The sequence below is a fragment of the Microcystis viridis FACHB-1342 genome (assembly GCF_014698335.1).
In the GTDB taxonomy this organism is placed as follows: Bacteria; Cyanobacteriota; Cyanobacteriia; order Cyanobacteriales; family Microcystaceae; genus Microcystis; species Microcystis ichthyoblabe_A.
On sequence record NZ_JACJSV010000035.1, the window covers coordinates 17622 to 42229 of the forward strand.

Annotated in this window: 30 protein-coding genes and 2 pseudogenes; 21 read left to right on the forward strand and 11 right to left on the reverse strand. The window is 43.4% G+C overall.

Annotated elements, in window-relative coordinates; all coding sequences use genetic code 11:
- Positions 1-20 precede the first annotated feature (20 nt).
- Positions 21-254 carry a hypothetical protein gene (locus tag H6G40_RS12835; RefSeq protein ID WP_002735880.1) on the reverse strand — a complete coding sequence of 78 codons (234 nt, stop codon included), beginning with the start codon at positions 252-254 and terminating at the stop codon, positions 21-23.
- 80 nt (positions 255-334) lie between these two features.
- On the opposite strand from H6G40_RS12835, the gene H6G40_RS12840 reads away from it, so the two are divergent.
- The 4 genes from H6G40_RS12840 to H6G40_RS12855 all read left to right on the forward strand — a co-directional run bounded on the left by H6G40_RS12840 (position 335) and on the right by H6G40_RS12855 (position 3333).
- Positions 335-1024 (forward strand): lecithin retinol acyltransferase family protein, encoded by a 690-nt coding sequence (locus tag H6G40_RS12840; protein ID WP_002753095.1) that lies wholly within the window; start codon positions 335-337, stop codon positions 1022-1024.
- 294 nt (positions 1025-1318) lie between these two features.
- Positions 1319-1555, forward strand: a complete 237-nt coding sequence (locus tag H6G40_RS12845) for a hypothetical protein (protein WP_016514875.1) — start codon at positions 1319-1321, stop codon at positions 1553-1555.
- 82 nt (positions 1556-1637) lie between these two features.
- On the forward strand, positions 1638-2801 hold the full coding sequence (locus H6G40_RS12850; RefSeq protein ID WP_002736752.1) for a GuaB3 family IMP dehydrogenase-related protein: 1164 nt from the start codon (positions 1638-1640) through the stop codon (positions 2799-2801).
- A gap of 190 nt (positions 2802-2991) precedes the next feature.
- Positions 2992-3333: a DUF760 domain-containing protein gene (locus H6G40_RS12855; protein WP_002735288.1), complete on the forward strand. Its 342-nt coding sequence runs from the start codon at positions 2992-2994 to the stop codon at positions 3331-3333.
- A gap of 97 nt (positions 3334-3430) precedes the next feature.
- Here H6G40_RS12855 and H6G40_RS12860 read toward each other — a convergent pair whose 3' ends face one another.
- The gene (locus H6G40_RS12860) at positions 3431-5284 is read right to left on the reverse strand and encodes a DCC1-like thiol-disulfide oxidoreductase family protein (protein WP_081330784.1); all 1854 of its coding nucleotides are present in this window, start codon (positions 5282-5284) and stop codon (positions 3431-3433) included.
- Between the two features lie 611 nt (positions 5285-5895).
- Here H6G40_RS12860 and H6G40_RS12865 point away from each other — a divergent pair.
- Entirely contained in the window at positions 5896-6564 is a 669-nt protein-coding gene (locus tag H6G40_RS12865; RefSeq protein WP_002735615.1) for a hypothetical protein, read from the forward strand.
- On the opposite strand, the gene H6G40_RS12870 is transcribed toward H6G40_RS12865, so the two are convergent.
- A complete protein-coding gene (locus H6G40_RS12870; RefSeq protein ID WP_002736212.1) occupies positions 6561-6995 on the reverse strand; it encodes a VOC family protein in 435 nt (144 codons plus the stop codon). The genes H6G40_RS12865 and H6G40_RS12870 overlap by 4 nt on opposite strands.
- A 16-nt stretch (positions 6996-7011) precedes the next feature.
- Positions 7012-7527, reverse strand: a complete 516-nt coding sequence (locus H6G40_RS12875) for a TIGR02652 family protein (protein ID WP_002737231.1) — start codon at positions 7525-7527, stop codon at positions 7012-7014.
- A gap of 108 nt (positions 7528-7635) precedes the next feature.
- On the opposite strand from H6G40_RS12875, the gene H6G40_RS12880 reads away from it, so the two are divergent.
- From H6G40_RS12880 to H6G40_RS12900, 5 genes are all read left to right on the forward strand, one after another.
- Positions 7636-8187, forward strand: coding sequence for a gamma carbonic anhydrase family protein (locus H6G40_RS12880; protein WP_002753087.1), 552 nt, complete (start codon positions 7636-7638; stop codon positions 8185-8187).
- A gap of 65 nt (positions 8188-8252) precedes the next feature.
- Positions 8253-8372: a photosystem II protein Y gene (locus tag H6G40_RS12885; RefSeq protein WP_002737284.1), complete on the forward strand. Its 120-nt coding sequence runs from the start codon at positions 8253-8255 to the stop codon at positions 8370-8372.
- Between the two features lie 251 nt (positions 8373-8623).
- Positions 8624-9958: an FAD-binding oxidoreductase gene (locus H6G40_RS12890; RefSeq protein ID WP_069473779.1), complete on the forward strand. Its 1335-nt coding sequence runs from the start codon at positions 8624-8626 to the stop codon at positions 9956-9958.
- A gap of 215 nt (positions 9959-10173) precedes the next feature.
- Positions 10174-11469, forward strand: a complete 1296-nt coding sequence (gene purB / locus H6G40_RS12895) for an adenylosuccinate lyase (RefSeq protein WP_069473795.1) — start codon at positions 10174-10176, stop codon at positions 11467-11469.
- A 144-nt stretch (positions 11470-11613) separates the two neighbouring features.
- The gene (locus H6G40_RS12900; protein ID WP_069473778.1) at positions 11614-12174 is read left to right on the forward strand and encodes a COP23 domain-containing protein; all 561 of its coding nucleotides are present in this window, start codon (positions 11614-11616) and stop codon (positions 12172-12174) included.
- A 434-nt stretch (positions 12175-12608) separates the two neighbouring features.
- Here H6G40_RS12900 and H6G40_RS12905 read toward each other — a convergent pair whose 3' ends face one another.
- The gene (locus H6G40_RS12905; RefSeq protein WP_190537768.1) at positions 12609-13424 is read right to left on the reverse strand and encodes a hypothetical protein; all 816 of its coding nucleotides are present in this window, start codon (positions 13422-13424) and stop codon (positions 12609-12611) included.
- A gap of 424 nt (positions 13425-13848) precedes the next feature.
- Between H6G40_RS12905 and infC the strand changes: the two genes are divergently transcribed.
- Positions 13849-14379 carry a translation initiation factor IF-3 gene (gene infC, locus H6G40_RS12910; RefSeq protein WP_002736104.1) on the forward strand — a complete coding sequence of 177 codons (531 nt, stop codon included), beginning with the start codon at positions 13849-13851 and terminating at the stop codon, positions 14377-14379.
- A 298-nt stretch (positions 14380-14677) separates the two neighbouring features.
- Here the strand turns inward: infC and H6G40_RS12915 are convergent, their stop codons facing one another.
- Positions 14678-14971, reverse strand: a complete 294-nt coding sequence (locus H6G40_RS12915; RefSeq protein WP_069473794.1) for a (2Fe-2S) ferredoxin domain-containing protein — start codon at positions 14969-14971, stop codon at positions 14678-14680.
- Positions 14972-15157: 186 nt separating this feature from the next.
- Here H6G40_RS12915 and H6G40_RS12920 point away from each other — a divergent pair, with 186 nt between their 5' ends.
- The 4 genes and pseudogenes from H6G40_RS12920 to H6G40_RS12935 all read left to right on the forward strand — a co-directional run.
- The gene (locus H6G40_RS12920) at positions 15158-15859 is read left to right on the forward strand and encodes an NnrU family protein (protein ID WP_081330782.1); all 702 of its coding nucleotides are present in this window, start codon (positions 15158-15160) and stop codon (positions 15857-15859) included.
- A gap of 88 nt (positions 15860-15947) precedes the next feature.
- Positions 15948-16289 (forward strand): thioredoxin family protein, encoded by a 342-nt coding sequence (locus H6G40_RS12925; RefSeq protein ID WP_016514592.1) that lies wholly within the window; start codon positions 15948-15950, stop codon positions 16287-16289.
- A gap of 122 nt (positions 16290-16411) precedes the next feature.
- Positions 16412-16537, forward strand: a pseudogene (locus H6G40_RS24160) (vWA domain-containing protein); the annotation flags it as partial.
- A gap of 2 nt (positions 16538-16539) precedes the next feature.
- Positions 16540-16935: pseudogene (locus H6G40_RS12935) on the forward strand (PP2C family serine/threonine-protein phosphatase); the annotation flags it as partial.
- 19 nt (positions 16936-16954) lie between these two features.
- On the opposite strand, the gene H6G40_RS12940 reads toward H6G40_RS12935, so the two are convergent.
- The 4 genes from H6G40_RS12940 to H6G40_RS12955 all read right to left on the reverse strand — a co-directional run bounded on the left by H6G40_RS12940 (position 16955) and on the right by H6G40_RS12955 (position 19978).
- Positions 16955-17167 (reverse strand): type II toxin-antitoxin system HicB family antitoxin, encoded by a 213-nt coding sequence (locus H6G40_RS12940; protein ID WP_069473775.1) that lies wholly within the window; start codon positions 17165-17167, stop codon positions 16955-16957.
- A gap of 172 nt (positions 17168-17339) precedes the next feature.
- Positions 17340-17588: a hypothetical protein gene (locus tag H6G40_RS12945; RefSeq protein WP_002745417.1), complete on the reverse strand. Its 249-nt coding sequence runs from the start codon at positions 17586-17588 to the stop codon at positions 17340-17342.
- Between the two features lie 380 nt (positions 17589-17968).
- The gene (locus tag H6G40_RS12950; protein WP_190537769.1) at positions 17969-19483 is read right to left on the reverse strand and encodes a GUN4 domain-containing protein; all 1515 of its coding nucleotides are present in this window, start codon (positions 19481-19483) and stop codon (positions 17969-17971) included.
- 18 nt (positions 19484-19501) lie between these two features.
- Positions 19502-19978 (reverse strand): hypothetical protein, encoded by a 477-nt coding sequence (locus tag H6G40_RS12955; protein ID WP_061432093.1) that lies wholly within the window; start codon positions 19976-19978, stop codon positions 19502-19504.
- A gap of 73 nt (positions 19979-20051) precedes the next feature.
- On the opposite strand from H6G40_RS12955, the gene H6G40_RS12960 reads away from it, so the two are divergent.
- The gene (locus H6G40_RS12960) at positions 20052-20198 is read left to right on the forward strand and encodes a hypothetical protein (protein ID WP_176721611.1); all 147 of its coding nucleotides are present in this window, start codon (positions 20052-20054) and stop codon (positions 20196-20198) included.
- A 67-nt stretch (positions 20199-20265) separates the two neighbouring features.
- On the opposite strand, the gene H6G40_RS12965 is transcribed toward H6G40_RS12960, so the two are convergent.
- Positions 20266-21243 (reverse strand): phosphate ABC transporter substrate-binding protein, encoded by a 978-nt coding sequence (locus H6G40_RS12965; protein WP_081330780.1) that lies wholly within the window; start codon positions 21241-21243, stop codon positions 20266-20268.
- A 106-nt stretch (positions 21244-21349) separates the two neighbouring features.
- On the opposite strand from H6G40_RS12965, the gene gpmI reads away from it, so the two are divergent.
- The 5 genes from gpmI (at position 21350) to H6G40_RS12990 (ending at position 24578) form a co-directional block, all read left to right on the forward strand.
- Positions 21350-22948, forward strand: a complete 1599-nt coding sequence (gene gpmI / locus H6G40_RS12970; protein WP_069473772.1) for a 2,3-bisphosphoglycerate-independent phosphoglycerate mutase — start codon at positions 21350-21352, stop codon at positions 22946-22948.
- A gap of 29 nt (positions 22949-22977) precedes the next feature.
- Positions 22978-23235, forward strand: coding sequence for a hypothetical protein (locus H6G40_RS12975; protein ID WP_002736285.1), 258 nt, complete (start codon positions 22978-22980; stop codon positions 23233-23235).
- A complete protein-coding gene (locus H6G40_RS12980; RefSeq protein WP_002761318.1) occupies positions 23219-23560 on the forward strand; it encodes a type II toxin-antitoxin system RelE/ParE family toxin in 342 nt (113 codons plus the stop codon). Before H6G40_RS12975 ends, H6G40_RS12980 begins: the two co-directional genes overlap by 17 nt.
- 67 nt (positions 23561-23627) lie before the next feature.
- Positions 23628-23861 (forward strand): preprotein translocase subunit SecG, encoded by a 234-nt coding sequence (secG, locus tag H6G40_RS12985; protein ID WP_002736485.1) that lies wholly within the window; start codon positions 23628-23630, stop codon positions 23859-23861.
- Complete coding sequence (locus H6G40_RS12990; protein ID WP_069473771.1) at positions 23862-24578, forward strand: peptidase; 717 nt, start codon at positions 23862-23864, stop codon at positions 24576-24578. It abuts the gene before it with no gap.
- Positions 24579-24608: the final 30 nt, after the last annotated feature.

Below are 24608 nucleotides of genomic sequence, written 5' to 3' on the forward strand. Positions count from 1 at the left end.
TTTCGATTCTCGATTGATAATTACTTATTTTCCGCAGGTCGATCACTACTCCAGGCCCACCAAACTCGATCGCATTGACAATGATAGAATTCCTGCCATTTACGACGGGAATCTTCTCCTAAAACGGGTGCGCGGCGATTGATCCAAACGGACTGAGCTTCTTTAGCTTTTGCCCCACAGTAAGGACAACAAAAATTGTAGGCGTGAACGGCATTCTCTGTCCAGTCAGGGGGAAAGGGACTAAAAGCATCCATAATCTCTAAAATATAAGATTAATAACCGGAAAAACTGACTCAATAGATAATCTCCTTGTTTAATTTATCACTAAAAAAATATGGCTAAAGGGGATCAAATATACGCCTATCGGGAATTGCTCAATCTTCAGGGTGTTTATGCTCATCATGGCATCGATTGCGGTGATGGTAGCGTCATTCATTACCGAAAACCGAGCGAGATTGTGGAACGAACTTCCCTAGAAACCTTTGCTAGGGGCGGTAAAATCTATGTGGTGCGCCATGTAGAGGTGGGATTTTCCTTTATCCCCGATGTGGTGGTAGAAAGGGCGCTAAGTCGTCTGGGGGAGCAGAAATATAATCTTCTTTTTAACAACTGCGAACATTTTGCCACTTGGTGTAAGACTGGTATTAGCAAAAGTCAACAGATAGAAGAATTTATCCCGATTATTACCCATTTACAAGCGGTGGGACTCTACGAACCTCTGAAAAAATCCCTCATCGGAGCCGACCCCAACAATGCCCAAACCCTATTAAAAGGGGCTTTAAGCAATCTTAAGGTCAGTTGGGATGAAATTCACCCCCAGTACAAAAAAGCCATTCAAGAAGCAGAAACATGGAATCGAGTAGCGATCGAAGCTTTAAGCAGAAATCGCGATGATTTAGCCCGGGAAGCCCTGAAACGCAAGGTAGAAGCCAAAAAACAGGCAAAACGCCATCAGGAACAATTGGATCAAATAGCGGCCATGACCGAAAATGTTCTTAAAAGTCTGGTGATTGCTAACGGTTAGTCTGGATGTCAGTAGGGTTGGCTGAATAAATCTAAAAACCTTGTTGGATAAGGCTTTTAGACTTTTTTCCCTCAAAAAGTGCTGACCATTGGAGTGATCGGGGGTAAAATTCAGGTACTTTTTCCCTGAAAATTAGGTAACTGACTACCTCAAAATCGGTAAAACCCTACACCCCACACCCCACACCCCACACCCTGCCCCCACCAACAAACTTTTTGCCGCAAACCCTATCTAACCCTCTGCCAATTGCCTCGGTTGATTCCTATCCACATCAGGTAATTTTAGTTGCTCGCCATGGAAATCTGGATTATTTTACGTTTTTCAATCGCCGCTGCCATTATTGCTCTAGTTTGCTGGTCTTTAACCAGTGCCGTGCGCGATAGTTGGCAAGTTGCGCGACGGATGCACTCTATCCCTTGCTCCCACTGCCGCTACTTTACCAACGATTATCGCCTCAAATGTAGTGTACAACCCAGGAGCGCCAACACCGAACAAGCGATCGACTGTGGCGATTATTTTCCCGATGCCTAGTTTGCCATAATACCGAAAAGCTTTTCGAGATGGTGCGAAATTTGCTAGTCTAGGCTAAATAGGTCTGAAATAGTATAGAAACGTGGATACAATTATTGGTCGGGGCAAAACAGCCCGTAGAGCTTACGGTATCGATGAAATCGCACTTGTACCCGGAGTGCGAACCCTCGATCCTAGTTTAGCCGATACCCGTTGGTCTCTCGGCAATATCGAGCGGGAAATCCCGATTATCGCCAGCGCTATGGATGGGGTGGTGGATACTAAAATGGCCGTCCTTCTCTCCGAGTTGGGGGCGCTAGGGGTACTAAACCTCGAAGGTATTCAAACCCGTTACGAGGATCCTAACCCGATTCTTGATCGCATTACCGCAGTCGGCAAAGCAGAATTCGTCGGTTTAATGCAGGAACTCTACGCAGAACCGATTAAACCGGAACTAATCGAGCTTCGTATCCAAGAAATTCAAGAAAAAGGCGGTATTGCGGCAGTTAGCCTCACCCCTGCCGGTGCCGTCAAATACGGTGCTATCGTTGCCCAAGCAGCGGCCGATATTCTCTTTGTCCAAGCAACCGTCGTTTCCACTGCCCATTTATCCCCAGAAGCTATCACCCCCCTCGATTTAGTACAATTGTGCCAAGAAATGCCCATTCCCGTGGTTTTGGGCAACTGCGTCACCTACGAAGTCGCCCTTAACCTGATGAAAACTGGGGCAGCCGGGGTTTTAGTCGGTATCGGGCCCGGGGCTGCCTGTACTTCTCGCGGCGTTTTAGGGGTGGGAGTTCCCCAGGCCACTGCTGTGGCCGATTGTGCCGCCGCTAGGGACGATTTTTTCCGAGAAACCGGTAAATACGTCCCCGTTATTGCCGATGGCGGCATTATTACCGGCGGTGATATCTGCAAATGTATCGCCTGTGGCGCCGATGCGGTGATGATTGGTTCTCCCATTGCCCGGTCCGTGGAGGCCCCCGGCCGCGGTTTTCACTGGGGTATGGCCACACCTAGTCCGGTTCTACCCCGGGGAACCAGGATTAGTGTGGGCAGTACGGGAACTATTGCCGAAATCCTCGTAGGACCGGCAAAATTAGATGATGGTACTCATAACCTCCTAGGGGCGCTGAAAACCAGTATGGGGACTTTAGGTGCTAAGAACTTAAAGGAAATGCAACAGGTGGAAGTGGTGATTGCCCCCTCGCTGCTGACGGAGGGTAAAGTCTATCAAAAGGCCCAGCATTTAGGTATGGGTAAATAAAAGTTATCAGTGAACAGTGATCGGTTATCATCAGTGTTAAGTTTTTGATTTGTGCTGGAGATGGGTTTTTTGCTTGGTATGACCATCCCCTTCAGGTTCGGTTCTACCGACTGCCACTATCTCAAAAAACTGTTAAATTGGAAGAACCAAAAGGATAGTTTATAAAAAAATTGAGTTAAGGAGATCAAAGGTGTATAGAGAAAACAATCGCCCTCACAATTTATTCGGTACCGATAGTGAATTTTCCGAGAGTTTGTGGCAGTATGTCCAGACCTTAAGTCCCGAAACAATCGCCCAACTCTCGAAACCAGAATCCCAAGAGGTTTTTCAAGTGATGGAACGCAACATTATCGGACTTTTGGGCAACCTTCCTTCCGAACATTTCGGTGTCACTATCAGTACCAGTCGCGAACATCTGGGCCGGTTATTGGCCTCGGCAATGATGAGTGGTTACTTTCTCCGCAATGCTGAACAGAGAATGAATTTTGAAAAATCCCTCGCTAGTCTCCAGAGCGGTTCCAGCGATTTTTAAAGTTGAGCGGTAGTTAGTTTGAAAGGGAAAAAGAGGCAATCAGATTTTAGTTACAAGATAACTTTGATCTGACTAATAACTGATAACTGATAACTGATTAAAGACAGTTTTGCTGCCAGAGTAGCTCTTTTTCGATTCCTTGTTTTTCTCCGGGGGGTACAGTCCTTTCCCGCATAATATAAAGTTGCAGGGATTTAATCTGTTGATCACTACTGTGCTGCTGATTCCAGTTTTGACAGAGATAATGACCAAACTCTCCATAAACTGACCGACCAATAGCTCGATTAAGATTAATAAAATATTGTCGCCACTGCATGGTTTTATACAAACGATTGCGATCGCTATCCGTGGGTTTATCCCAAATTACCGGCTGTCCTTCTCTAAATAAATCTACCGTGGAACCATCGACTAATTGACTGACTGCCAGAAACCAAGCATCATCCCGGGGCGGACCAGGGGCAAAAATACTCCAATATTGGTCTAAACGGGTAACTCTTGCGAGAATATCAATTGTATTAAAAGTACGACGGGTGAGCAAGCGATCGAGGGATTGAACTAAAGGTGTATTTAAATCACCCCTATCGACCGATTGCCGGACAAAACTGCGTAAATTCCAGATACTGGTCAACAATAAGAAGAAAATTACCAAAATATTTAAGGGTAAAGAGGATTTAATCGTCAGGGGACAAAACTTGAGAGGTTTAGTGAAATTGCCCATAAAACGACGATGGGAGGCAATCCACTCATAAATTCTCGTTCCTAGGGTCATGAGGGGCGGTAAACGCAAAATTGGGGCTAAAAACCAGAAAATCGGCGAAAGACTGACAATATAAACCAATGCTGACCATTTAAACCAGCGTTTTCCCTGCCAATCTTCCACTACCCAAGAATTTTGGGCCACCATATCCTCGTATATTGAGGGGTTATCTTGCGCGACTAACAGGGGAGTGCCGGGTAAAATGAGAAAAGTGCGGAGAAGATGAACAACTTTTTTGCAAAATCCACAATCTCGATCGTAATTAATCCTTAAACCTTCTCTTTCTGGGGTTATCATCCGTTTTTGTCCCCAATCCCAGACAAGACTAGGTATGATCGGCAACCAATGGGTGACACTCAAAAACGGGAAAATTCCCAGATGAAAACTGAGAGCAAAACCGATATGTAAAAGAATAAACGAGAGAATAGCGACTATTTTAAAGAAACTATTGCGAAAGGGAATAAAAATAAGCAGTGGACCCACCCATTCAAAGATTAACGCTGAAAAGGTCAGGATTTTTAGTAATTGTTGCGGTAAAGATAGTAAGAAACCAGCAAAAGCAGTACCGTATTGATCGTAACTGAGAGAGTAATAAACGGCCGTACCATCGGGCCACCAAGTCTCACTTTTGGTTTTAAAGGCCGCTGACCACATATAGATGTAACACACCTGTATCATAAAAGCCACCGTGGCAGCCGAAACTACGCGCTTGGGTAAGGGGTTGGGATTGGTGTTTAAGGCACTTTCCACGGAATAACAGGCACCGAGGGGTAAAAACATCGCCCAGAATAATACTGCCCGGATTACGTCATCGGCGGCAAATAGTAACAGGGGGTTGCGATGATGTAAAGAGACGATTAGCGCCCAAGTGGCGATCGTGGCTAAACGGGTATGATAGCCAATTAAGAGCAATAATGCGATCGCTATAGCGACAATAAACAGGATACTCTGCACCAGCACCGAGTCACTGAGAGCAAAAATAGACCAGTAAAAAGGACTAGCAGAGACTTTTGATAAGCTTCCTAGAGGTAAAACCCCTAATTCGCTGTAATGGGCAGTTAATTGGCTAAAACGAACCGATAAATCGACTAAAACCACTAACGCCAAGGCAATGCGAAATAAAGCCAGCGATCGCAGGTCAAACCCGAAAATCTCTGCCAGTCTTTGTCTAAATGATTTTGCCATTATCGCCATAGGATGATGATTCCCTCCACTTTTTCAATAAACCTACTTTATAGCAAGTAAAAAGGCCAAAGGCAAAAGAAAGCTGTATTCTCCGAGTCAGTATTCAGGAGATTATTTTTATTTATTCTTCTCTCCCATCTCCCATCTCCCTCATAGGTATAGGTTTTTTACATTAGAACTCTTGCGAATTAATTATATGTCATAATTATAGGTTAACTAATTTTTTTTTGGAAAATTAGTTAGTACATTTCTTCTGAATGAAAACCTGAAGTTTTGCTTTTAACTCAAAACTCTTTAGATATGCTTTAATTTGGTTGTCAAAACCTCTTTATTTAAGCATCACAAACTTTATCAATTATAAAAATTGAGAATAAATTCTCCTTGACTTGATTAATGTTTGGCAACTTTTAAGAAGCTGCTACACCTAACTCACACTTACAAACAGCCGCCAACAGGTTAGGGACTTGCGCTTTGATAATGTACCTTTTGGGCGAACGCAGTTCGCCCCTACATTGTGAACAAAATCCGTCACTGAGTTAAAAAGGAAAATTGAGGTAGAATAAATGAGTGTTATCCTGTTAGAATCGAAACTACAGCATCGATCAAGGAGTGAAACAAATATGCCGGCGGGCTATGAAGAAAATCCCAGAATGCCCCTAGATAAAGTTATTTTTGTTATTGCTTGCATCTATCTAGGTTGGGTGGTGGCATGGCTAATCAGTCAAAAAAATGCCCCCATCTCTCAAAATGGCACGATTTCCCAGGAAGATCAAAAATTTATTGCCTATCTGCAATCATCCCTTGCTATTATTGATCGGCAAAGTCAAACTTTATCCCCCGATCCCAATCCTGCTGCCAAAAATAACCCTTCTCCAGTAGTGCCAGTTCTACCAGCACCACCCGCTAATTTACCGGTTAATAATACTCCCCAGATCATAGAAAGAATTTACGTTCCTGTTTATCCCCAAACCCCTGAAACTACTGCCAAACTTGTCCCAGTTACACCCTCAAGTCCCGACATTGCTGCACCACCATTACCGGCTGCCCCCCAGGTAAATCGACCGGTGGCAGCGGTTATTCCTACCAATAATCAGGTGAAAAATACCCTGGTGGGGGTGATGGATTTAGGCGATCGATCTACAGCTTTATTTGATAATAAGGGCATAACTACCCGTATTTCTCCGGGGGAATTTGTCAACGGTTGGACTTTAGTGGAAGTTGGCAATCAACAGGTTATTTTGTCTCGCAATGGCCAAACAAAAGTCCTAGAAGTGGGACAATCTTTTTAGGTTAAACGACGGATAAATTCCAAGGGTAAACCGTCTGTATCGGCAATAAAGGTGACTTCATAGACATGATCGCCGATCATCTGTTGTTGGGGGGGCAAAAGAATATTTAAAGGTTGATATAAATTGGCATCCTCTTGATGGGCTTGCTGAAAGTTATTTGTTAATTTTTCTAACCATTCTGGTAAATTGCTGACATTTTCTGTTAGGTCAAAAGACAAGTGATAATAACCCACATAATGCTGATCACCAAAGGCATCGGGTGCGGGTTTCGGTTGGGGAATTTGGATTAATTCGATGCGTCCGTTTAACCCGATGAGCCAACAGGCCAAAGTATAACCCGTGGTGAATCTTTCCTCTAGGGTAAAACCGAGAAGTTGATAAAAAGCGATCGCCCGATGGATATTAGCCGTCCGAATAGAAGCATGGTGCATTTTCAGTGATCAGTAATCAGTCAAAAAGACGAAAATAGGGATAACGTTTGGGAACCCCCGGTTCTTTTTCCAGATCAAAGTTAATTACATCCCAACAGGGTTCATCGGGGGCATCGGGACTAAATTCTACTGGTAAACCGTAGAGACGGGGAATAGCGGCTTCACCCGGTTCATTACCGCGCCAAGTGGTGTTACGTTCTAGGTAGGAACTAACTAAATCCCGATAACGGTTGGCAATAATTACTTTAGTCGCTTTAAATCCTTGGGTATAGAGGCGATCGAGTGCTTCGTGAATCTCAAAACGAATACCATCCGGGTGAGTGTGTTGACGATACCACTCACCATTCCAGAGTCGCCAATGCCGTCCTGACTGCAAGTGAACCAACTCACCCGTTTTGGGATCGGCTTCAAAAGCCCCATGGCGCGGACACAAATAGGTATCCGTCAAAGTGAGGGCGGGGATTAGCTGCCGACAATGAGGACAATGGATATCGGGGCCAAAAACAGGGTATTGTAAACTTGCATTGATCATGGAAGAACCTAAACTAAAAATTGTTATCTTTGTACCAATAATCCTATATATATTATACCCAACCAAATTGGACGGGTATTCTCTTTCGACTTTAGTGCAGATCCTCCCATGTCTTTAGATAACTTAAGATCAACTTCTAATTTCTGGCCGATTGTCGATGTCAGTCAAGCGGCTTTTATCGCCCCTAATGCCACGGTAATAGGCGATATTTCCCTAGCTGTGGGGGTGAGTGTTTGGTATGGGGCGGTATTGCGTGCCGATGTGGAACGCATCGAAATTGGGTCCTATACTAATATCCAAGATGGGGCGATCCTACACGGAGATCCAGGCAAAATTACTATCCTTGAAGATTACGTTACCATCGGGCATCGGGCGGTAATTCACGCAGCCCATATTGAACGCGGTTGTTTAATCGGCATTGGGGCAGTGATTCTCGATGGTGTGCGCGTCGGGGCGGGTAGTATTGTCGGGGCGGGTAGTATTGTGACAAAAGATATACCACCGCGATCTTTAGTGGTGGGTATTCCCGCTAAACGCGTCCGGGAAGTGTCGTCACAGGAGGCTCAAGAGTTGATTGAACACGCCGAGCGTTATGCTAAACTTGCCCTCGTTCATGGGGGAAAAGGTACTGATACTGGATTCCCAAAAGGGGCGGTTTAGGGTATAAATATAAAATGAGAATCAAGTAACAATCTTTTAAGCACTGACCGAGGAGAAGGAAATCTATGGACTGGAGAGTGTTAATCGTTTTAACCCCTTTGCTTATTGCTGGTGGCTGGGCTTTCTTCAATATCGGCGCTGCCGCTATTAGACAAGCTCAACAGTTTCTCAGCAAACAAAGTTAATAAAAGTTTATAATTTTTAGTAAAACCGATCCCCTAGGCGATCGGTTTTTAATTTTTTCTTATCGAGCGATCGCTGATTGGGGTGTAGGGTGTAGGGTGTAGGGTGTAGGGTGTAGGGTGTGGGGTGTAGGGTGTGGGGGGAATAAATAAAAATAATCTCCTGAATCCTGAATCCTGACTCCTGAATCCTGTCTCCTGAATCCTGGCTCCTAACCCCACCAATATACCTTTTCAGCAATCTCTACCTAACCATGAAATCTAACTATCAAAATCTCATTGAAGAACTTGCCCATCTGGAAATTATCACCGATCCGGGGCAAGTGGCGAAACTTTCCTTAGATTATTATCATTTTAGTCCCATTTTAGAGGCACAACTGCAAGATAAACGGGCTGATTTAGTCATTCGTCCCCACAATAGCCAAGAGGTTATTGACATCGCTAAAACCTGCGTTAAATACCAAATTCCTTTAACAGTTAGAGGTGCGGGTACAGGTAATTATGGTCAATGTGTTCCCTTGCAGGGAGGAGTAATTTTAGACACAACCAAACTAACAAAAATTATCTCGATCGAACCGGGTACAGCACGGGTAGAAGCGGGGGTAAAAATGGCATTTTTTGATAAACAAGCTCGCGCAATCGGTTGGGAATTAAGAATGGCTCCCTCTACCTATCGGACGGCGACAATTGGCGGTTTTATCGGGGGTGGCAGTGTGGGCATGGGTTCGATTAATTATGGACAATTGAAGGATAGAGGCAATCTGCAAGCAGTGCAATTAGTCACCCTAGAAGCGGAACCAAAAATTATCGAACTACGGGGGGATGAAGTAGAAAAAGTCAATCATGCCTACGGAACCAATGGCATTATTACCGAGTTAGAAATAGCCCTCGCTCCCTGTTATCCTTGGGCAGAATTTATCGTTACTTTTGCCGATTTTATCACCGCCGCTAAATTCGGTCAAGCTCTTAGTGATAGTGATGGCATTGTCAAGAAAATGGTTAGTGTGCACTCCTGGCCAATTCCCGCTTATTTTATCGCTCTTAAGGATTATTTACCCACAGGAAAAGCGGCAGTTTTGTTAATAGTATCGGACAGCGATCGAGTGGCATTAGAATCTTTAATTAAAGAATATAATGGTGAACTTACCTACTATAAAACGCCAGAAGAAACCCAAAAAGGCAACAGTATCTTAGAATTTACTTGGAATCATACCACTCTCCATGCGCGTAGTTCTAACCCCAAAATAACTTATCTACAGGCTTTTTATTTTAATCTAGCCACGGTAGAGAAACTCTATAATTATTTTGGTGAGGAAATCATGATGCACCTAGAATTTTTGAAATTTCAAGGTAAAGTTATTCCCGCCGGTCTTCCCTTGCTAGAATTTACCACAGAAACTCGATTAAATGAGATTATTGCTATCTATGAACAACAGGGGGCAGCCATTGCCAATCCTCACACTTATATCATGGAAGATGGCGGCAGCAGACAGATTAATCCGCTACAACTAGAATTTAAACAACTCGTCGATCCCTACGGATTAAACAATCCGGGTAAAATGCGAGCATGGGTTGAAGCAAGGGGGTAGGGATTCGATTCAGGCTAAATTAAACAAGATAAGTAGGTAGGCGTTAAAAATTATCAGATGCCCCCCTTATCAAGGGGGGATTAAGGGGGGATCGAACCTAAAACACTAACCGGTGAAAAGGGAGTGGGGAAAACAAAACTCTCCGCTGCCCCTTGCCTATTCCCGGACTTGCCCCGATCCGATACAATTAAACGGTTGTCTTGGAAGAATTAATAGTGATCGAGCGTTATACTCTCCCTGCGATGGGGAATTTGTGGACGGATAGATATAAATATCAAACATGGCTAGAGGTAGAGATAGCCGTCTGTGAAGCGCAGGCAGAATTAGGCTATATTCCGGGGGATGCAGTAGAAGAAATTAAGGCAAAAGCTAATTTTGATCCCGATCGCATTTTAGAAATAGAAGCAGAAGTGCGCCACGATGTCATCGCATTTTTAACAAATGTTAACGAATATGTGGGCGAACCGGGGCGTTATATTCATTTGGGTTTAACCAGTTCTGATGTATTAGATACCGCCCTATCCTTACAATTAGTCGCCAGTTTAAACCTGATTTTAGAACAATTAGAAGATTTTATCCAAGCCCTGCGTTATCGCGCCCAAGAACACCGTTATACAGTCATGGTAGGACGTTCCCACGGCATTCACGCCGAACCGATCACCTTTGGCTTTAAACTAGCGGGATGGTTAGCGGAAGTGCTGCGAGGACGCGATCGTTTAATTCGCTTGCGCCAAGACATCGCCATCGGTAAAATATCCGGTGCAGTGGGAACCTATGCCAATATTGACCCGAAAATTGAGGCGTTAACCTGTCAGAAGTTAGGATTAGAACCGGATACCGCTTCCACTCAAGTGATCTCCCGCGATCGACACGCCGATTATGTGCAACAATTAGCCTTATTAGCGGCTTCGATCGAACGTTTTGCCGTGGAGATTCGCAACCTGCAAAGAACCGATGTCCTAGAAGTGGAAGAATACTTTTCCAAAGGACAAAAAGGCTCCTCCGCTATGCCCCATAAACGTAATCCCATCCGTTCAGAACGCTTAACGGGAATGGCGAGAATTATCCGTAGTCATACCGTTTCCGCCTTAGAAAATATCGCCCTCTGGCACGAAAGAGATATTTCCCATAGTTCCGTAGAACGGTTGATGCTGCCGGATGTTTGCATTTTGACCCACTTTATGCTCAAGGAAATCACCGATTTAGTCAAAAATCTGCTGGTGTATCCCGAAAACATGAAGCGAAATATGAATGTTTACGGTGGCGTGATTTTCAGTCAAAGAGTTCTTTTAACTTTGGTGAGTAAGGGAATTAGCCGGGAATCTGCCTATAAAATCGTCCAAGAAAACGCCCATCGCGCTTGGAACACCGATAACGGCAATTTTAAAGCTTTTATCAGCCAAGATGAACGAGTTACCGGCATTTTATCCCCCGACGAGATCGAAAGTTGCTTTGATCCCCAGCAGCACCTAAATCATCTTAATAGCATCTACCAAAGGTTAGATATTTAGGGAGCGAATTAGGGAATAGGGAAGCGGGGGTGATCGAGCAATCCCCAGATTTTGTCGGGTGCGTTTCTTGCTGCGACGACAGGGAACGCACCTTACCGATTATGATACAATCGCGGCATATACTTCTCGCTTGCGACAACCGCGATGAATGTTTTCTGGCGCTATTTCCCCTTGGCATTTGTTGTTATGCTTTCTAATGGTTTCACCCCACAACAAGGGCGAACGGAATCACCCAAAGTTACCTGTCAAATAGAAAGCTATCCCTCCACAAAGCAAAAAGTTCCCACGACAATGATCCAGAACGGAACGGCGAATTTAGTACCATTTATTTATTGGGTGGAGGAAGTTGCGGGGGAAAAGCCACTAGAGCGGTGCAAGGAAGTTTCTGAGATTATTCAAGCAAGATATGACGATAAAACCTGGAGTCGTTCTTTTTTACGGACGGGAAAATCTAGTGATAATTATCCGATCATTTGTTTTGTCAAGGAACCCAAAGATAAAGCTTGCGATACCGAAAGAGAACTTATCGTTAAATTAAAGCGAGGGGAAAACGCGGAAAGAGTTTTAGATAAGATGTTAGCCCTTCGCTATCGGTTAATAAGAAGAAACTTTCTTACATTCACGGATAATTTTATTTTTTATTCTGGGGGAGCCAACCTTTATATCCCACATTCAGCACTTGATGGTGTGAGTATATATACTTAACGAGCTACTCCCAGCAGATTATTTTGCCAAAATTTTATTTATTGAAAAACAGCTAAAACCATTGCAGGGTAAGTATTTCAGGCTTTTCTTTTGTCTATAAATGATTTGACGGTATATTGGGTTCAAGTCCGACTAAGCTATTGAGAGGAGTATCAATTCATCCAATATCTCCCCCATAAGAGATTTAGACAAAAATACTTAAATAGCTGTAAGCCTTTCTATGACTGGGTTAGGTTAAATAAAAAATATTCAAAATAACCTGCTGGATGTGGGTTATATTGATGTTGATAAGTTTATCGAAGAAGTGGAGCGATCGAGGACTGAAAGACAATGATAAAAAGGATGCTATTTTGTGAAATATGGTTCTTTGGTTTGTGTTATGCAATGGAGGGCAGGGTTTCTGTGTCTTGACAGCGAAAACTTTTAATCATAGACTATTTAGCTTCTTTAACCGAATCTAACTCTAAAGAGTTGATTATCTCTTTCGCTTCCTTTTCATACTTATCAAAGTCTTGGGTACTGGCTTCATAACGAATCGTATATTGTTTTTTACTGTATAAAAAACCAATATCTCTTCGTTTAATATTGTCTGCATCATAAACTAATTCATAGTTAGCTGAATTACCCTTGAATTGAAATTTTTCATTACCTCTAAAATAAGTGTTTTTCTTGTTATCTATAAATAATTGTGCTTGTTCTTTTTCTTTTTGGTAAAATTTTTGCAAAGTAATATCGTTTTCATAAAGCTCTTCGACAATCAAGAGTATTTTAGGAGAATTGCTTTCATTACTAACAAAAGACTTGGGGATGATGGTAGCGTCAGGAACATCAGGAATTGCGACAGATTGACATCCAAGTTGTTGCCAATGTTGTTGCCAATTCTGCGAGATTTGAACAGTGATACCCTCGCAAGAGAAGGAAACAGGTTTTGGCAATAACATAGTTAGCCAGAGTTGAACCTTATCGGGATTAGTGATAATGTATGGAATAACCGAACCCAATAATAAAGTCAACAATGCAAGGATCGATTGTTTTGTCTTTTTCTCTGATTCGGTAGAATTTACAGAGGGTTGTTCGGATTGATGAATTTTTTTCTGATTGTTTGTCCAGAAAGGTAATAGTTGACCGATCCTTGTAATGATCAATTGTTTTGATTTTGTCTCTGGTTTGGTAGAATTTACAGAGGGCTGTTCGGATGGATGACTTTTTTGCTGATTGTTTTTCCTAGAAAAGGGTAGTTTAGGGATCATTGGTTGAGGATGGTTGTTGATGGCATACAGCAGTTACCTTATTCCTCTGGTACAGCCAACTCCTTATTGGGTAAGCTTTTCGGTCTAGGGAATTTACCAGAACAAACATGAATCCGCCGTAACGATATTATAACTACCGATCAATTCCTGAGAGATTTTGTCGGGTGCGTTACCTGCCGCAAGGAGGGAGAACGCACCTTACCGATCGATTCCTGAGAGTATAGGGTCTTAGTCTAACAAAGCCCATAGACAACAGCTTATCTGGCTGACGGCCGACGGCTGACGACCGGCGGCTAAAAATTAACATTGCAAGAAAACTTAACAATTGGCCAAGAAACTCGATCGAGTAGGTAGAATAACAAGTAAATCATTTTGTAAACTCCACCCGATTAACTAACTAGAATAGAGATAACCCAGAACGCCTGTGATAGATAAAAGACGCACTACTCGCGATCTCCCCCAAATTAACGAAAGAATCCGCTTTCCCGAAATCCGCGTTATCGATAGCGACGGCTCTCAACTGGGAATTATTACTCCTGCCGAAGCTTTGCGCGTGGCCGAAGAAAAGGAACTTGATCTCGTCCTCGTCAGTGAAACGGCAAGTCCTCCCGTTTGCCGGATTATGGACTATGGCAAGTACAAGTTTGAACAGGAGAAAAAAGCCCGCGAAGCCAAGAAAAAACAGCATACAGCCGATATAAAAGAAGTTAAAATGCGCTATAAAATCGATGAGCATGACTACAACGTGCGAGTCAACCAAGCGCAACGTTTTTTAAAAGCGGGAGATAAGGTAAAAGCGACGATTACCTTCCGAGGTCGGGAAATTCAACACTCTAACCTAGCGGAAGAATTACTGGCTCGCATGGCCAAGGATTTAGAGGATGTGGCTGAGGTACAGCAAGCACCAAAAAAAGAAGGTCGTAACATGATGATGATGTTATCGCCGAAAAAATAACTAACTAATCCAGAAAAAGGGGCTAAGTCCCCTTTTTTGTTCTTCGGAAATCCCGAAAGGAACCCGATCATTTAAGTAGCTGGTTATAATTAAATTAAAAATGGATTTTAGGTTCGATCCCCCCTGCCCCCCTTGATAAGGGGGATGTCTGATAATTTTTAACGCCTACCTACTTAAAACAAATGTATTATCCGAGAATTAAGTCTCTGGATTGAAATCACAGGCATTCACAGGGGTTAACCTATGAGCAAAAGACTATTGTGAAGCATAGCCTAAAAATTGATTACCGAGTTTACTGCTATTGAGCGTGAATGCGTGGATGGAGTAAACGCTCCACTGGTTGACCGTTTTTTAAATGTTCTTCGACAATCTGATTGACATCCTCTGGTTTAACACGACAGTACCAAGTTTCTTCGGGAATAATCCTCACCGTGGGGCTAGTGCTACACTGTCCTTGACAGCTACTGGTCATAACGATGACATCTTCTGGGAGAGCTGCCGTTTGCCAAGCTAAAAGAAGCTCGGACGCACCCTGCACCAAACAGGAAGAATGCTGACAGACCATCACAAATCGCTTTTGGGGATAAGACATATTACCTAAAAACTTGCAAAATTGGATAGTTCCCTGGGTATATTCTTGGGAGTCGCTTTGGGGAAGCATAGTTTTATTTTGCCCCGAATCCCCGATACTGGCAACACAAAAAAAAGAGGCTGAAAATTAACCATCAATCTTTAAAATAGAATTGGGAGAAAAATTTAGTCAATCAAGAGGGTAAAAGTGGCATTCGCTAGTCATTGGATCATGTTAGGTTTATTATTGGGTTTTGCTGTTGCCCATAGCGGATTAGCCAGTTTACGAATGCGGGGAGAAGCTATCATCGGTGCGCGACTGTATCGGGTATTATTTGCCCTTGTGAGTATCCCTCTAGCAGTAATTTTAGTAGTTTATTTCTTCAATCATCGTTATGATGGTTTGCTTCTCTGGCAAGTACAGGGAGTAACCGGAGTAAAAACCCTAGTTTGGATACTTTCGGCCATTTCTTTTTTCTTTCTCTATCCTGCCACCTTTAACCTGCTGGAGATCGCCGCTATCCAAAAACCCCAGGTTCATCTCTATGAAACCGGCATCCTGCGCGTTACCCGTCATCCCCAGATGGTAGGACAGGTGATCTGGTGTATTGCTCACACCCTCTGGTTAGGGACAAGCTTTACCCTATTAACTTCCCTAGGTTTAATTGCTCATCATCTTTTTGCCGTCTGGCATGGCGATCGCCGGCTAGAAGACCGTTACGGAGAGGCATTTTTAAAGATCAAAGAACGCACCTCAGTGGTTCCCTTTTTAGCAATTATCGATGGTCGGCAAAGTCTAAAATGGCAAGAATTCCTTCGTCCTGCCTATCTAGGAGTAACAGGGTTTATTTTACTCCTCTGGTGGGCGCATCCTTGGCTAATGCAAGCAACAAGTAAAATTTATTGGTGATTTTGCTCCCAACCCCTTTCCTGTTGATCCCGATTGGTGTAGAATGGCTTCTATATCAAAATAAAGTTTTCATAAAATACGTTTAGACATGATACTATCTGTCAACGAAAAGAGCTTCCCTAAGCTAGTTTTAGAGTCTTCTCGTCCGGTTCTCGTGTATTTTTGGGCGCCTTGGTGTGGTTTATGTCGTTTAATCCAACCCACCCTCTTTTCTTGGCAAAATGAGTGTCAAGATGCGATTCAATTAGTCGGTGTCAATGCCGATAATAATTTTAAATTAGCTAATAGTTTTCGTCTGCGTAGTCTGCCTACTTTAATTCTCTTCGATCGAGGTGTTCCGGTTCACCGTCTGGAGGAAATTCACAGTCGCGAGGAATTGCAACAAACCCTGCGACTAATAGTCAAAAATCAAATCCCGCGTTCAGCTTAAGGGAAAGATATCTTTTCTGATGGGACTGGCAGAGATAATATAATGGGACAAAAAGTAGATAATCCCAATTGCTACAACTCCCATAGTTCCCCCAGTTCAAAAAATTAGGAGGCTTGAAAAAAATGCCGATTGGTGTGGCTGAATTTGTCGAAAATCAGGAAAATCGCTGTCCTGTGGTACTACTACTAGATACCTCTGGTTCAATGCAAGGGGAACCGATTAAGGCTCTCAATGATGGGATCAAAACCTTGATTATAAATTATTGGGTCAGGATGTTTTGATTGGAGCCGTGGCTGATGGGGCCGGTAGTGCCAAACATTCGGATTTGGGTGCGAAAATAACAGTTGAAGCAGCGCTGCATTTTTTAGAGGAAAATCTCGAAAAAACAGCATTTGCGGCAACTGAAACTGAAGCGGAATTAAAGGAAATATTCCGGCGACTGTTGGCTTATGTTCAGCAAATTCTCCAAGAAAAAGCCGAAAAAGAACAGTTAGATATTAATGATCTGGCGACAACTTTACTGGTTGTTTTGGTTACTTCAAAACGATTAGCGGCGATGCAGATAGGAGACGTTTTTATTGTGTTCAAACCTCTGGGAGGAAATTATCAGTTATTGTTGCAGCCTGACAAGGGGGAATGGGGAAACAATCAGAGAAACTTCATCATTAGGTAAATAATAGTCGTCCTTTTGGTTCAGGAATGATTCGTTCTAGTTGTTTGGCACTTTCAATCCATTCTTGAATAACAAGTTCAGCATTTTGTACAGCTTCTTGATAGGTTTCTCCATCTGCCATACATCCTGCTAATTCTGGAACTTCAACAATAAAAGCTTGATCTTCCTCACTCCAATAAATAATTAATTCATAGCGAATTTTCATCTTTCCCTCCTAATTTATATTTTAAAATTAGATTACGAATTTGTTTGATTTGATAAGTTATGTAGGTTGGGTTGAACAGAGTGAAACCCAACAATTATAGGCTTTGTGTTGGGTTTCGTGCCTCAACCCAACCTACTACTACTGAACCAGAGAACAAAGAATCATCATAACATTATTGATCATCTGGCAAAGCTAAAATTTCATCTCCAATTAAATCAGGTAAATTTTCGGTATGAACGTGCAAGTGAGTAATTGAGCCTATTAATTCTGCCAAAATATCCCCTTTTTGGTCATCAGTTAGGCTTGGTAATTTAAGCTGACTTAGTAAGAATAAAACCGCCTCGCATTCTTCACCTAATTCAGATAATAGAGTGGCCAAGGTAGAGTTGACTTTCAAGGGTTTTTCAGTGTTTGAAATCATTGCTTATTTTCCTCTGTTTAATCGCTTTTCTGCTCTAGATAAACTTTTTTCTAAACCTTTAATTTCTCTTTCTCAGTAATTAATTAAGTTTTCATCGGGGGATTCTTTTTGTTCCTCATTGGCAATTTTTTGATGATGGTTCAGAATTTGATAACGAATGCTTTCAACAGATTTACGAAATTTCTTTTTTGACAAGTATTTACTCCTAACTTGCGCTGGTTAATATCTATCGTAATTATAAACCATAGATTATGTAGGGGAAAATGGCATTTACCCTCCTGGGGTGACGGTGACAGGTATCGAATCGCGGAACCCCTGATAACCTCGTGTGGAAACGATGTAGGATCGGAGTTTGAAAAAACTGCGACACGCCTTATACGCTACAATTCACAAGCCGCAACGCGAGAGGAGAATAGACTGTAATCTTGACCGGAGACTCGAAAAAAAATCCGATACAATATAGATTCCCCATCCACCCTGATCGGCCCTTGGATGTTGGATGCCTCCACCCTCTCCTGATCGACCACCCTTGTAGGCATAGGCAGGTGTCCTTTGGGTGCTGATGATGGTGCGTTTGTACTCCATATTAAATCGGAATATTCTTTCCAGTTTCCGTTGACTCGCCAGCCTATTGCGTCCCCAAAACGAGCAAAGGCTTGACTATTATATTCGCCGATCGAGTTGCCTGTCTGCTTGTAGATAGCCAATTGTACGGAAAAGCCAAACTGGCCACCGGAAGCCGCTAACCACTCCCGATCAATCATCCGCAAATCCTCACAGGAAAACTTCTCGGCGGATTTGCTGTCTATCCATCCTTCTTTTTCTCGTTTAGCGGCCGCCAGCATGAGATCCCAGGTTTTTTGATCCGCCTCTTTCCATTTCTTTTGTTGCAGGAGTTCTCGTAGCGTTGTATAGTCCACGCCAGTGGTTGAGGAGATGAGGGTCGATCGCGGTTGGATTGGCGGATTTGATGGTGTAGATTTCGGTGGCGTAAGCACGGGAGGTGATGGACTGGGTTGGGGGGATACTACGGCTATAGATGAGCGAAAAACAATATCTCCCCGATTTAAGTTAACATCTAGAATCGTCCCAAATTGAGGATGTTGATTTCCCCTTGTTAAATTGGGAAGATGTTGCGTCAAATAAAGACCTAATTCACTTCCCGTTACATACCCATCTTTTGTATAATCAGCCTCCCCTTCTAATGCTCTCAAAAATAGCGGCGTAAATACACTTTTTGCAGGAACTTTTTCATTCGCATCACCAGCCGTTAAAAATTGCCTCACGGGTTTATTCATCACATCTCGGATATAAGCATTTCCCGCATCCTCTCCATTAGATCTTTGTTTAAAAATCGTTCCCGAGAAACAACTATCAAACACAAATAAAACGTGCTTTGCCTCCATTTGAGTTGCCCAAGAATTAATCTGTTCCATTGACAATGCCGCTTTCAGAAAGCCCTGTTCATCAACAATCGGATCGGGTGCATCAACGGGAACTAAATATCCTTTGGTCTGCTGACGAGTGTAACCATGCCCTGCAAAAAAAATCACTAGACGATTATTCTGTCGATAACCATAATCATCGATAAAATCCTTGATCCCATTACTCAATTTAGTTCGATTGGGATTGGGAATTTCTCTAACCTGAAATCCTTGTTTTTGTAGTGCCGTTATGACCTCTTTCGCTTCATATTGAAGGTTATTTAATTTTCCCCAATTTTTATAATCTCCAGCCCAAATAACTAAAGCATGGCTTTCTTGATAAACAATAACTTCTTTCCCATTAGCATCTTTTACGATCAAGGAATTACGCTGAGCTTGTGCTATTTTTATACCCACAAGACTAGCTGTTATTCCCGTTAATGCCAAACATCCCCAAAAAGCCTTTTTCATTACCTTACTCCTTCCACATCATTTTATTAATGGGGTTAGTGCTTGGATGAGTTCGGTTGCCTTTGGATCGTTTTTTTCTCTAAAAATTATCTTGACTTCATTACCTTGATCGATAATAATTGTCCCTCGTTCTAAATTTGCGTTGTTTTCGATTAACAATTCTCCTTTTTTGTTTTTACGGACAATAACTCCTCCATATTTAGTATCTTTATAAATTTCTAATAAAGTTGTGGCAATCTGCCCCAAAGCAACTGCCCCAATTAAAATATAAATAAGGGGTAATCCCCGATCATCCGTTATCGTTGACTTGTCTGGAATGACTTGCCCTTCAAAGTTCAATTCTTCCCGAACAGTGTTCACCTGTTCTGCGGGAACGCGCCACTGAATGTTGACTGATTGACTTTCCTGCGCTGAAACGCTTTGGTTTGAGAATCGATGGAAAAAAAGGCTCAAAACCAAGCCAACCAAAAATTTGCGCCGTTTAATGATAGACATCAATACCACCTTAAGCTCGTCTTTTTTCTGATTTTAACAGTAGAATCGCCGATGGGAATGAATAACTTAATTTATGACTCCATTCGTCTCACCTGAGAAATTTCTAATTTCATATCTACCGAAAAAAGATTCCAGGTTGACCATTCCCGTGGCGATCGTTTATGAAAAAGATAATGGTGTTCAGCTAACCATTCTCAATGCTTCCCCGTCTCCACAGTAAAATAGACAATGCTTACCCTAGTCATGCAAGGCGTAAAATTTCCCAGATTTTCGGATATTCTCGCTAACTACTTTTGTAGGTCTTCATTGGCCCGAAAAATCGCTTCTTGACCATCACTAGAGGCCACAAAACCCATAAAAGCTTTGACTGCTTCACTAGCAGGTTCTTTGTAAACGTAGTAAAGGGTACGCTGCCAGGGATAATTAGGTTCACTGGCTGAAATTCCCTCAATAGCGAGCGCTCTGACGGTTTTTTGGTCGGCAATTTGGCTATAGGTTGCGTAACTAATGCCATTCAGTCCCAAAACTCGCAAAATCGGGGTAGTGGCATCCCTCTCCATCATTTGAAAATTAGTTCCCCTACCAAATTCCCCCCCTTGCAGCACTTCCTGACGAAAACTTTGATAAGTGCCACTAATCGGAGGACGATTAATCACTTGAATAGTAGCAGCAGAACCTCCCACCTCCGACCAAGAGGTGATTTTTCCGGTAAAAATATCTTTAACTTGGGCAGTGGTTAACCCCCCCGCAAAGGGATTTTTTACCCCCACTACAACAGCGATCGCATCTCGAACGATCGGACTAGAAGCCAATCCCTGAGAGCGTTCCGACTCGGTTAAAGGTCGTGACACCGCCGCAATATCGATCGCCCCCCGGGACACTTCCTCTAATCCCCTATCAGATCCTTGAGCATTTGTCAAGACTTCTACCCCCTGAAATTTGGCCGTTAAAGCGGCTTTTAAGGCTTGATTAATCTGTACCATACTGGTGGAGCCGTTAATGCGAATTGTCGTGCCACTGGGGATAGAAGTCGGTGGGGCAAAACTGACCACTCGCTGGGGTAAAGGGGGAGGGGGTAGGGGAGAGGAGGCACTTTCCGATGTTGGCGATTTTTGCGGACTTTTACTGCTGCCACAGAGAAAAAATTCTTGACCCGCAGCACATTGACTTTGTAGCCAGAAGTAACCCCCACCTAAAATGCCCGCAGTGGCTAAAAGAGCGATTATTAAAGCAGTTGTTTCGTTTTTTTGAGACATACCCATCATTTGCTGACATTAGGGGGTCGATCGCCCCGACACCGGTGATCAATTGAAGTTTCGATGATATTATCTTAGTGCATGGAAATCCACTCTTAATTTAGGACTGTATATCATGACCCACGCACCTATATCCCCAGTCGTACTGGTTATCCTTGATGGTTGGGGTTATCGCCCGCAAAGGTCGGATAATGCGATCGCAATGGCGAAAACCCCGATTATGGATAGTCTCTGGGAAGTTTATCCCCACACCTTAATCCGCACCTCCGCTAAGGATGTGGGACTACCAGAAGGACAGATGGGCAACTCGGAAGTTGGCCACCTCAATATCGGAGCGGGGCGGGTTGTACCACAGGAGTTAGTACGGATTTCCGATGCGATCGAAGATGGTTCGATTCAACAAAATCAGGCTTTATTAAAACTCTGCGCCGAGATTCGCCCTAAAAAAAGCAAATTACACCTAATTGGTTTATGTTCCGAGGGAGGAGTCCATTCCCATCTCGATCACTTACTGGGATTATTAGACTTAGCGAAAGTGCAAGGGATTAGCGATGTCTGCATTCATGTCATCACCGATGGTCGCGATACCAACGTCACCGACGGAATGCCGGCGATTAAACGGATTCAAGAACATATTAATAAAATTAAACTCGGTCGCATGGTGACTCTCAGTGGCCGTTATTATGCCATGGATCGGGATCGCCGTTGGGATCGGGTGGAAAAAGCCTATAATGTGATGACCAGTGATCAAGGTATCGACGGGCGATCGATCACAGAAGTATTACAGGCATTTTATGATCAAAATATTACCGATGAATTTATTCCCCCCACCAGAATTGCCCCGGGGGCGATCGAAGCAGGCGATGGGGTGATATTCTATAATTTCCGTCCCGATCGAGCTAGACAGTTATGTTATGCCCTGACTATGCCCGATTTTGAAGATTTCGATCGAGATTTAATTTCTCCGCTTAGTTTTGTCACTTTCACCCAATACGATCCGAAATTACCGGTAGATGTGGCCTTTGCTCCCCAGAATTTAAATAATATTTTAGGACAGGTGATCGCTCAACAGGGATTAAAACAGTTTCGTTGTGCGGAAACCGAAAAATATCCCCACGTCACCTACTTTTTTAATGGGGGGTTAGAAAAACCCTTTGAGGGAGAAGTGCGCGAATTAATTCCTAGTCCAAAAGTCGCCACCTATGACCAAGCTCCGGCCATGTCGGCGGCCGCGGTGACAGCAGCGGTCTGTGGGGCGATCGAACAGGGGATCTATAGTCTGGTGGTAGTCAATTACGCTAACCCCGATATGGTGGGTCATACGGGCATTTTAGACGCGGCCATGAAAGCAGTGGAAACGGTGGATCTATGCTTGGCTAAGTTGTTAAGTAGCATCAATAAATTGGGGGGAACAGTGTTAATCACTGCCGACCACGGTAACGCGGAAACGATGGTGGATGAGTCGGGTAATCCTTGGACGGCCCACACGACTAATCCCGTTCCTTTAATTTTAATTGAAGGGGAAGGGAGAAAAATACCTGGCCACGGTGGCGATGTGCAGCTGCGGGATGATGGTCGTTTAGCCGATATTGCCCCCACTATCCTGGAAATTCTCTCTATTCCCGTCCCAGTGGAAATGACCGGGCGATCGCTGATTAAACCGGCCGAAGTGGAAATTAAAGCCAGTCGCACTCCCGTCCGCATCTCGCTTTAACGAGTAAAAAGTCAAGAAAGGGGAATTTTATGCTGAAAACCATCGAAGGTGTTTATCGAGATGGACAAATACACCTAACCGAGTTACCCAATGATATTAGCGATCGCTCACAAGTGCTGGTGACTTTTCTCGATCAAATCGATCCTAGTAAGCTCAGACAACTGATGGAGTATTTAGAGAGCATTGAGGGGATTCAGCAAGGTTTTGAGGAGATAAACTCCGGTAAAACCCGTCCTCTTGCCGATTTTGCCCAAGAAATGGCCGAAAAATATGGTATTTCAGGTTGAAATTACCCCAACTGCCACGGCACAGATCGAAAAAGCCTATCGCTGGTATCGAGGTTATAATGCCGAGTTTGCTGACCGTTGGTTTCGAGGATTAATGAATGCTATTGCTACTCTGCAAGAGAAACCAACTCGTTGTGCTTTAGCGCTCGAACAGACGATTTTTCTACCCAAAGAAGTCCGACAACTTTTTTATGGGAAAGGTAAAAATGTCTATCGAGTGCTTTTTACAATTAGAGATAGTACGGTTTATGTGTTATATGTTCGCCATAGCGCCCAAGCACCACTAACACTTGAGGATATAGAGGATGAAGAGGACCCTAGTTGATAACTAATTCAAAGCTGACGGCTTGATAACTGCTATACTTTGTAATGGAAAATAGAGAGTAATAATCATGACAGTGGTGCTGGTAGTACAGATTATTTGGGCGCTGGCGGCGGCCTTTCTGGCGATTTTGGTGTTATTACACAGTCCCAAAGGGGATGGTATTGGCGGTATTGGCGGCCAATCACAGATTTTTACCAGCGCAAAAACGGCGGAAAAAACCTTAAATCAGGTGACTTGGGCGTTGGGGACGGTATTTATCACCCTAACTATTGTACTGAGCGCCGGCTGGTTAAATCGCTAAATGCTAAGAGGTCGGTTCTCTTTTCTAGGACTCGCAGCCTTGGCGAGTCTTTTGCTGTTTTCCTATTCTTTGATTGCCGACAGTCGGTCGCTACCGGAGTTAAAAACCCATCCTTTACCCGCTAATTTAGCCCAATGGCAAGAGCAAAACCAGTCCGGGGATTATTTTGATGCCGTGGAAATCAGTCCCGTGGGGGCGTTGATTTGGTCGCAATTTCCCGTGAAGATTTATGTTCACAGCGATCGCAGTTCTTGGCTGAGTTTGGTACAACAGGCGATCGCTGAATGGGGGCAGTATTTGCCGATCGAGTTGGTAAATCGGGCAGAATTGGCCGATATCCTCATTAAACGAGAGTTACCGCCGTCGGGAGTCCGTTTTAATGCCGAAACGGGTAAGTTAGAACTGCCCCGGGTGCGTTCTGCCATAACACAATACGAGATTTTTGTCAAGGAAAATCGCTTAACTCATCGGATGAGTATCCAGATTAGTCCCAATTTAGCCGATCGGTCGGCCTTAGCCGCAGCGCGGCACGAATTAGGTCACGCTTTGGGAATTTGGGGTCATAGTCCCCTAGAGACGGATGTAATGTATTTCGCTCAAACTAGAGATATTGCCCCGATTTCTAGCCGGGATATTAACACTTTAAAAAAGGTTTATCAGCAGCCAACTAAGTTAGGTTGGCAGATGGATCAGCTAGGGTATCTAATACCTGAATAGGTAAATATTGCTCTTCAGTCGGTTCTGCTA

Excerpts from the sequence above, each read along its gene's own strand:
- H6G40_RS12905 (WP_190537768.1), bottom strand. The coding sequence starts at position 13,424 with ATGATCCCTAAACTACCCTTTTCTAGGAAAAACAATCAGCAAAAAAGT.
- H6G40_RS12880 (WP_002753087.1), top strand. The coding sequence starts at position 7,636 with ATGTCTTTAGATAACTTAAGATCAACTTCTAATTTCTGGCCGATTGTC.
- H6G40_RS12990 (WP_069473771.1), top strand. The coding sequence starts at position 23,862 with ATGCTAAGAGGTCGGTTCTCTTTTCTAGGACTCGCAGCCTTGGCGAGT.
- H6G40_RS12975 (WP_002736285.1), top strand. The coding sequence starts at position 22,978 with ATGCTGAAAACCATCGAAGGTGTTTATCGAGATGGACAAATACACCTA.
- H6G40_RS12865 (WP_002735615.1), top strand. The coding sequence starts at position 5,896 with ATGCCGGCGGGCTATGAAGAAAATCCCAGAATGCCCCTAGATAAAGTT.
- H6G40_RS12915 (WP_069473794.1), bottom strand. The coding sequence starts at position 14,971 with ATGTCTTATCCCCAAAAGCGATTTGTGATGGTCTGTCAGCATTCTTCC.
- H6G40_RS12925 (WP_016514592.1), top strand. The coding sequence starts at position 15,948 with ATGATACTATCTGTCAACGAAAAGAGCTTCCCTAAGCTAGTTTTAGAG.
- H6G40_RS12960 (WP_176721611.1), top strand. The coding sequence starts at position 20,052 with ATGACTCCATTCGTCTCACCTGAGAAATTTCTAATTTCATATCTACCG.
- H6G40_RS12940 (WP_069473775.1), bottom strand. The coding sequence starts at position 17,167 with ATGAAAATTCGCTATGAATTAATTATTTATTGGAGTGAGGAAGATCAA.
- H6G40_RS12955 (WP_061432093.1), bottom strand. The coding sequence starts at position 19,978 with ATGTCTATCATTAAACGGCGCAAATTTTTGGTTGGCTTGGTTTTGAGC.
- H6G40_RS12870 (WP_002736212.1), bottom strand. The coding sequence starts at position 6,995 with ATGCACCATGCTTCTATTCGGACGGCTAATATCCATCGGGCGATCGCT.
- H6G40_RS12885 (WP_002737284.1), top strand. The coding sequence starts at position 8,253 with ATGGACTGGAGAGTGTTAATCGTTTTAACCCCTTTGCTTATTGCTGGT.
- H6G40_RS12945 (WP_002745417.1), bottom strand. The coding sequence starts at position 17,588 with ATGATTTCAAACACTGAAAAACCCTTGAAAGTCAACTCTACCTTGGCC.
- H6G40_RS12860 (WP_081330784.1), bottom strand. The coding sequence starts at position 5,284 with ATGGCGATAATGGCAAAATCATTTAGACAAAGACTGGCAGAGATTTTC.
- H6G40_RS12950 (WP_190537769.1), bottom strand. The coding sequence starts at position 19,483 with ATGAAAAAGGCTTTTTGGGGATGTTTGGCATTAACGGGAATAACAGCT.
- H6G40_RS12900 (WP_069473778.1), top strand. The coding sequence starts at position 11,614 with ATGAATGTTTTCTGGCGCTATTTCCCCTTGGCATTTGTTGTTATGCTT.
- H6G40_RS12840 (WP_002753095.1), top strand. The coding sequence starts at position 335 with ATGGCTAAAGGGGATCAAATATACGCCTATCGGGAATTGCTCAATCTT.
- H6G40_RS12835 (WP_002735880.1), bottom strand. The coding sequence starts at position 254 with ATGGATGCTTTTAGTCCCTTTCCCCCTGACTGGACAGAGAATGCCGTT.
- gpmI (WP_069473772.1), top strand. The coding sequence starts at position 21,350 with ATGACCCACGCACCTATATCCCCAGTCGTACTGGTTATCCTTGATGGT.
- H6G40_RS12890 (WP_069473779.1), top strand. The coding sequence starts at position 8,624 with ATGAAATCTAACTATCAAAATCTCATTGAAGAACTTGCCCATCTGGAA.
- H6G40_RS12875 (WP_002737231.1), bottom strand. The coding sequence starts at position 7,527 with ATGATCAATGCAAGTTTACAATACCCTGTTTTTGGCCCCGATATCCAT.
- H6G40_RS12965 (WP_081330780.1), bottom strand. The coding sequence starts at position 21,243 with ATGATGGGTATGTCTCAAAAAAACGAAACAACTGCTTTAATAATCGCT.
- H6G40_RS12845 (WP_016514875.1), top strand. The coding sequence starts at position 1,319 with ATGGAAATCTGGATTATTTTACGTTTTTCAATCGCCGCTGCCATTATT.
- H6G40_RS12980 (WP_002761318.1), top strand. The coding sequence starts at position 23,219 with ATGGTATTTCAGGTTGAAATTACCCCAACTGCCACGGCACAGATCGAA.
- secG (WP_002736485.1), top strand. The coding sequence starts at position 23,628 with ATGACAGTGGTGCTGGTAGTACAGATTATTTGGGCGCTGGCGGCGGCC.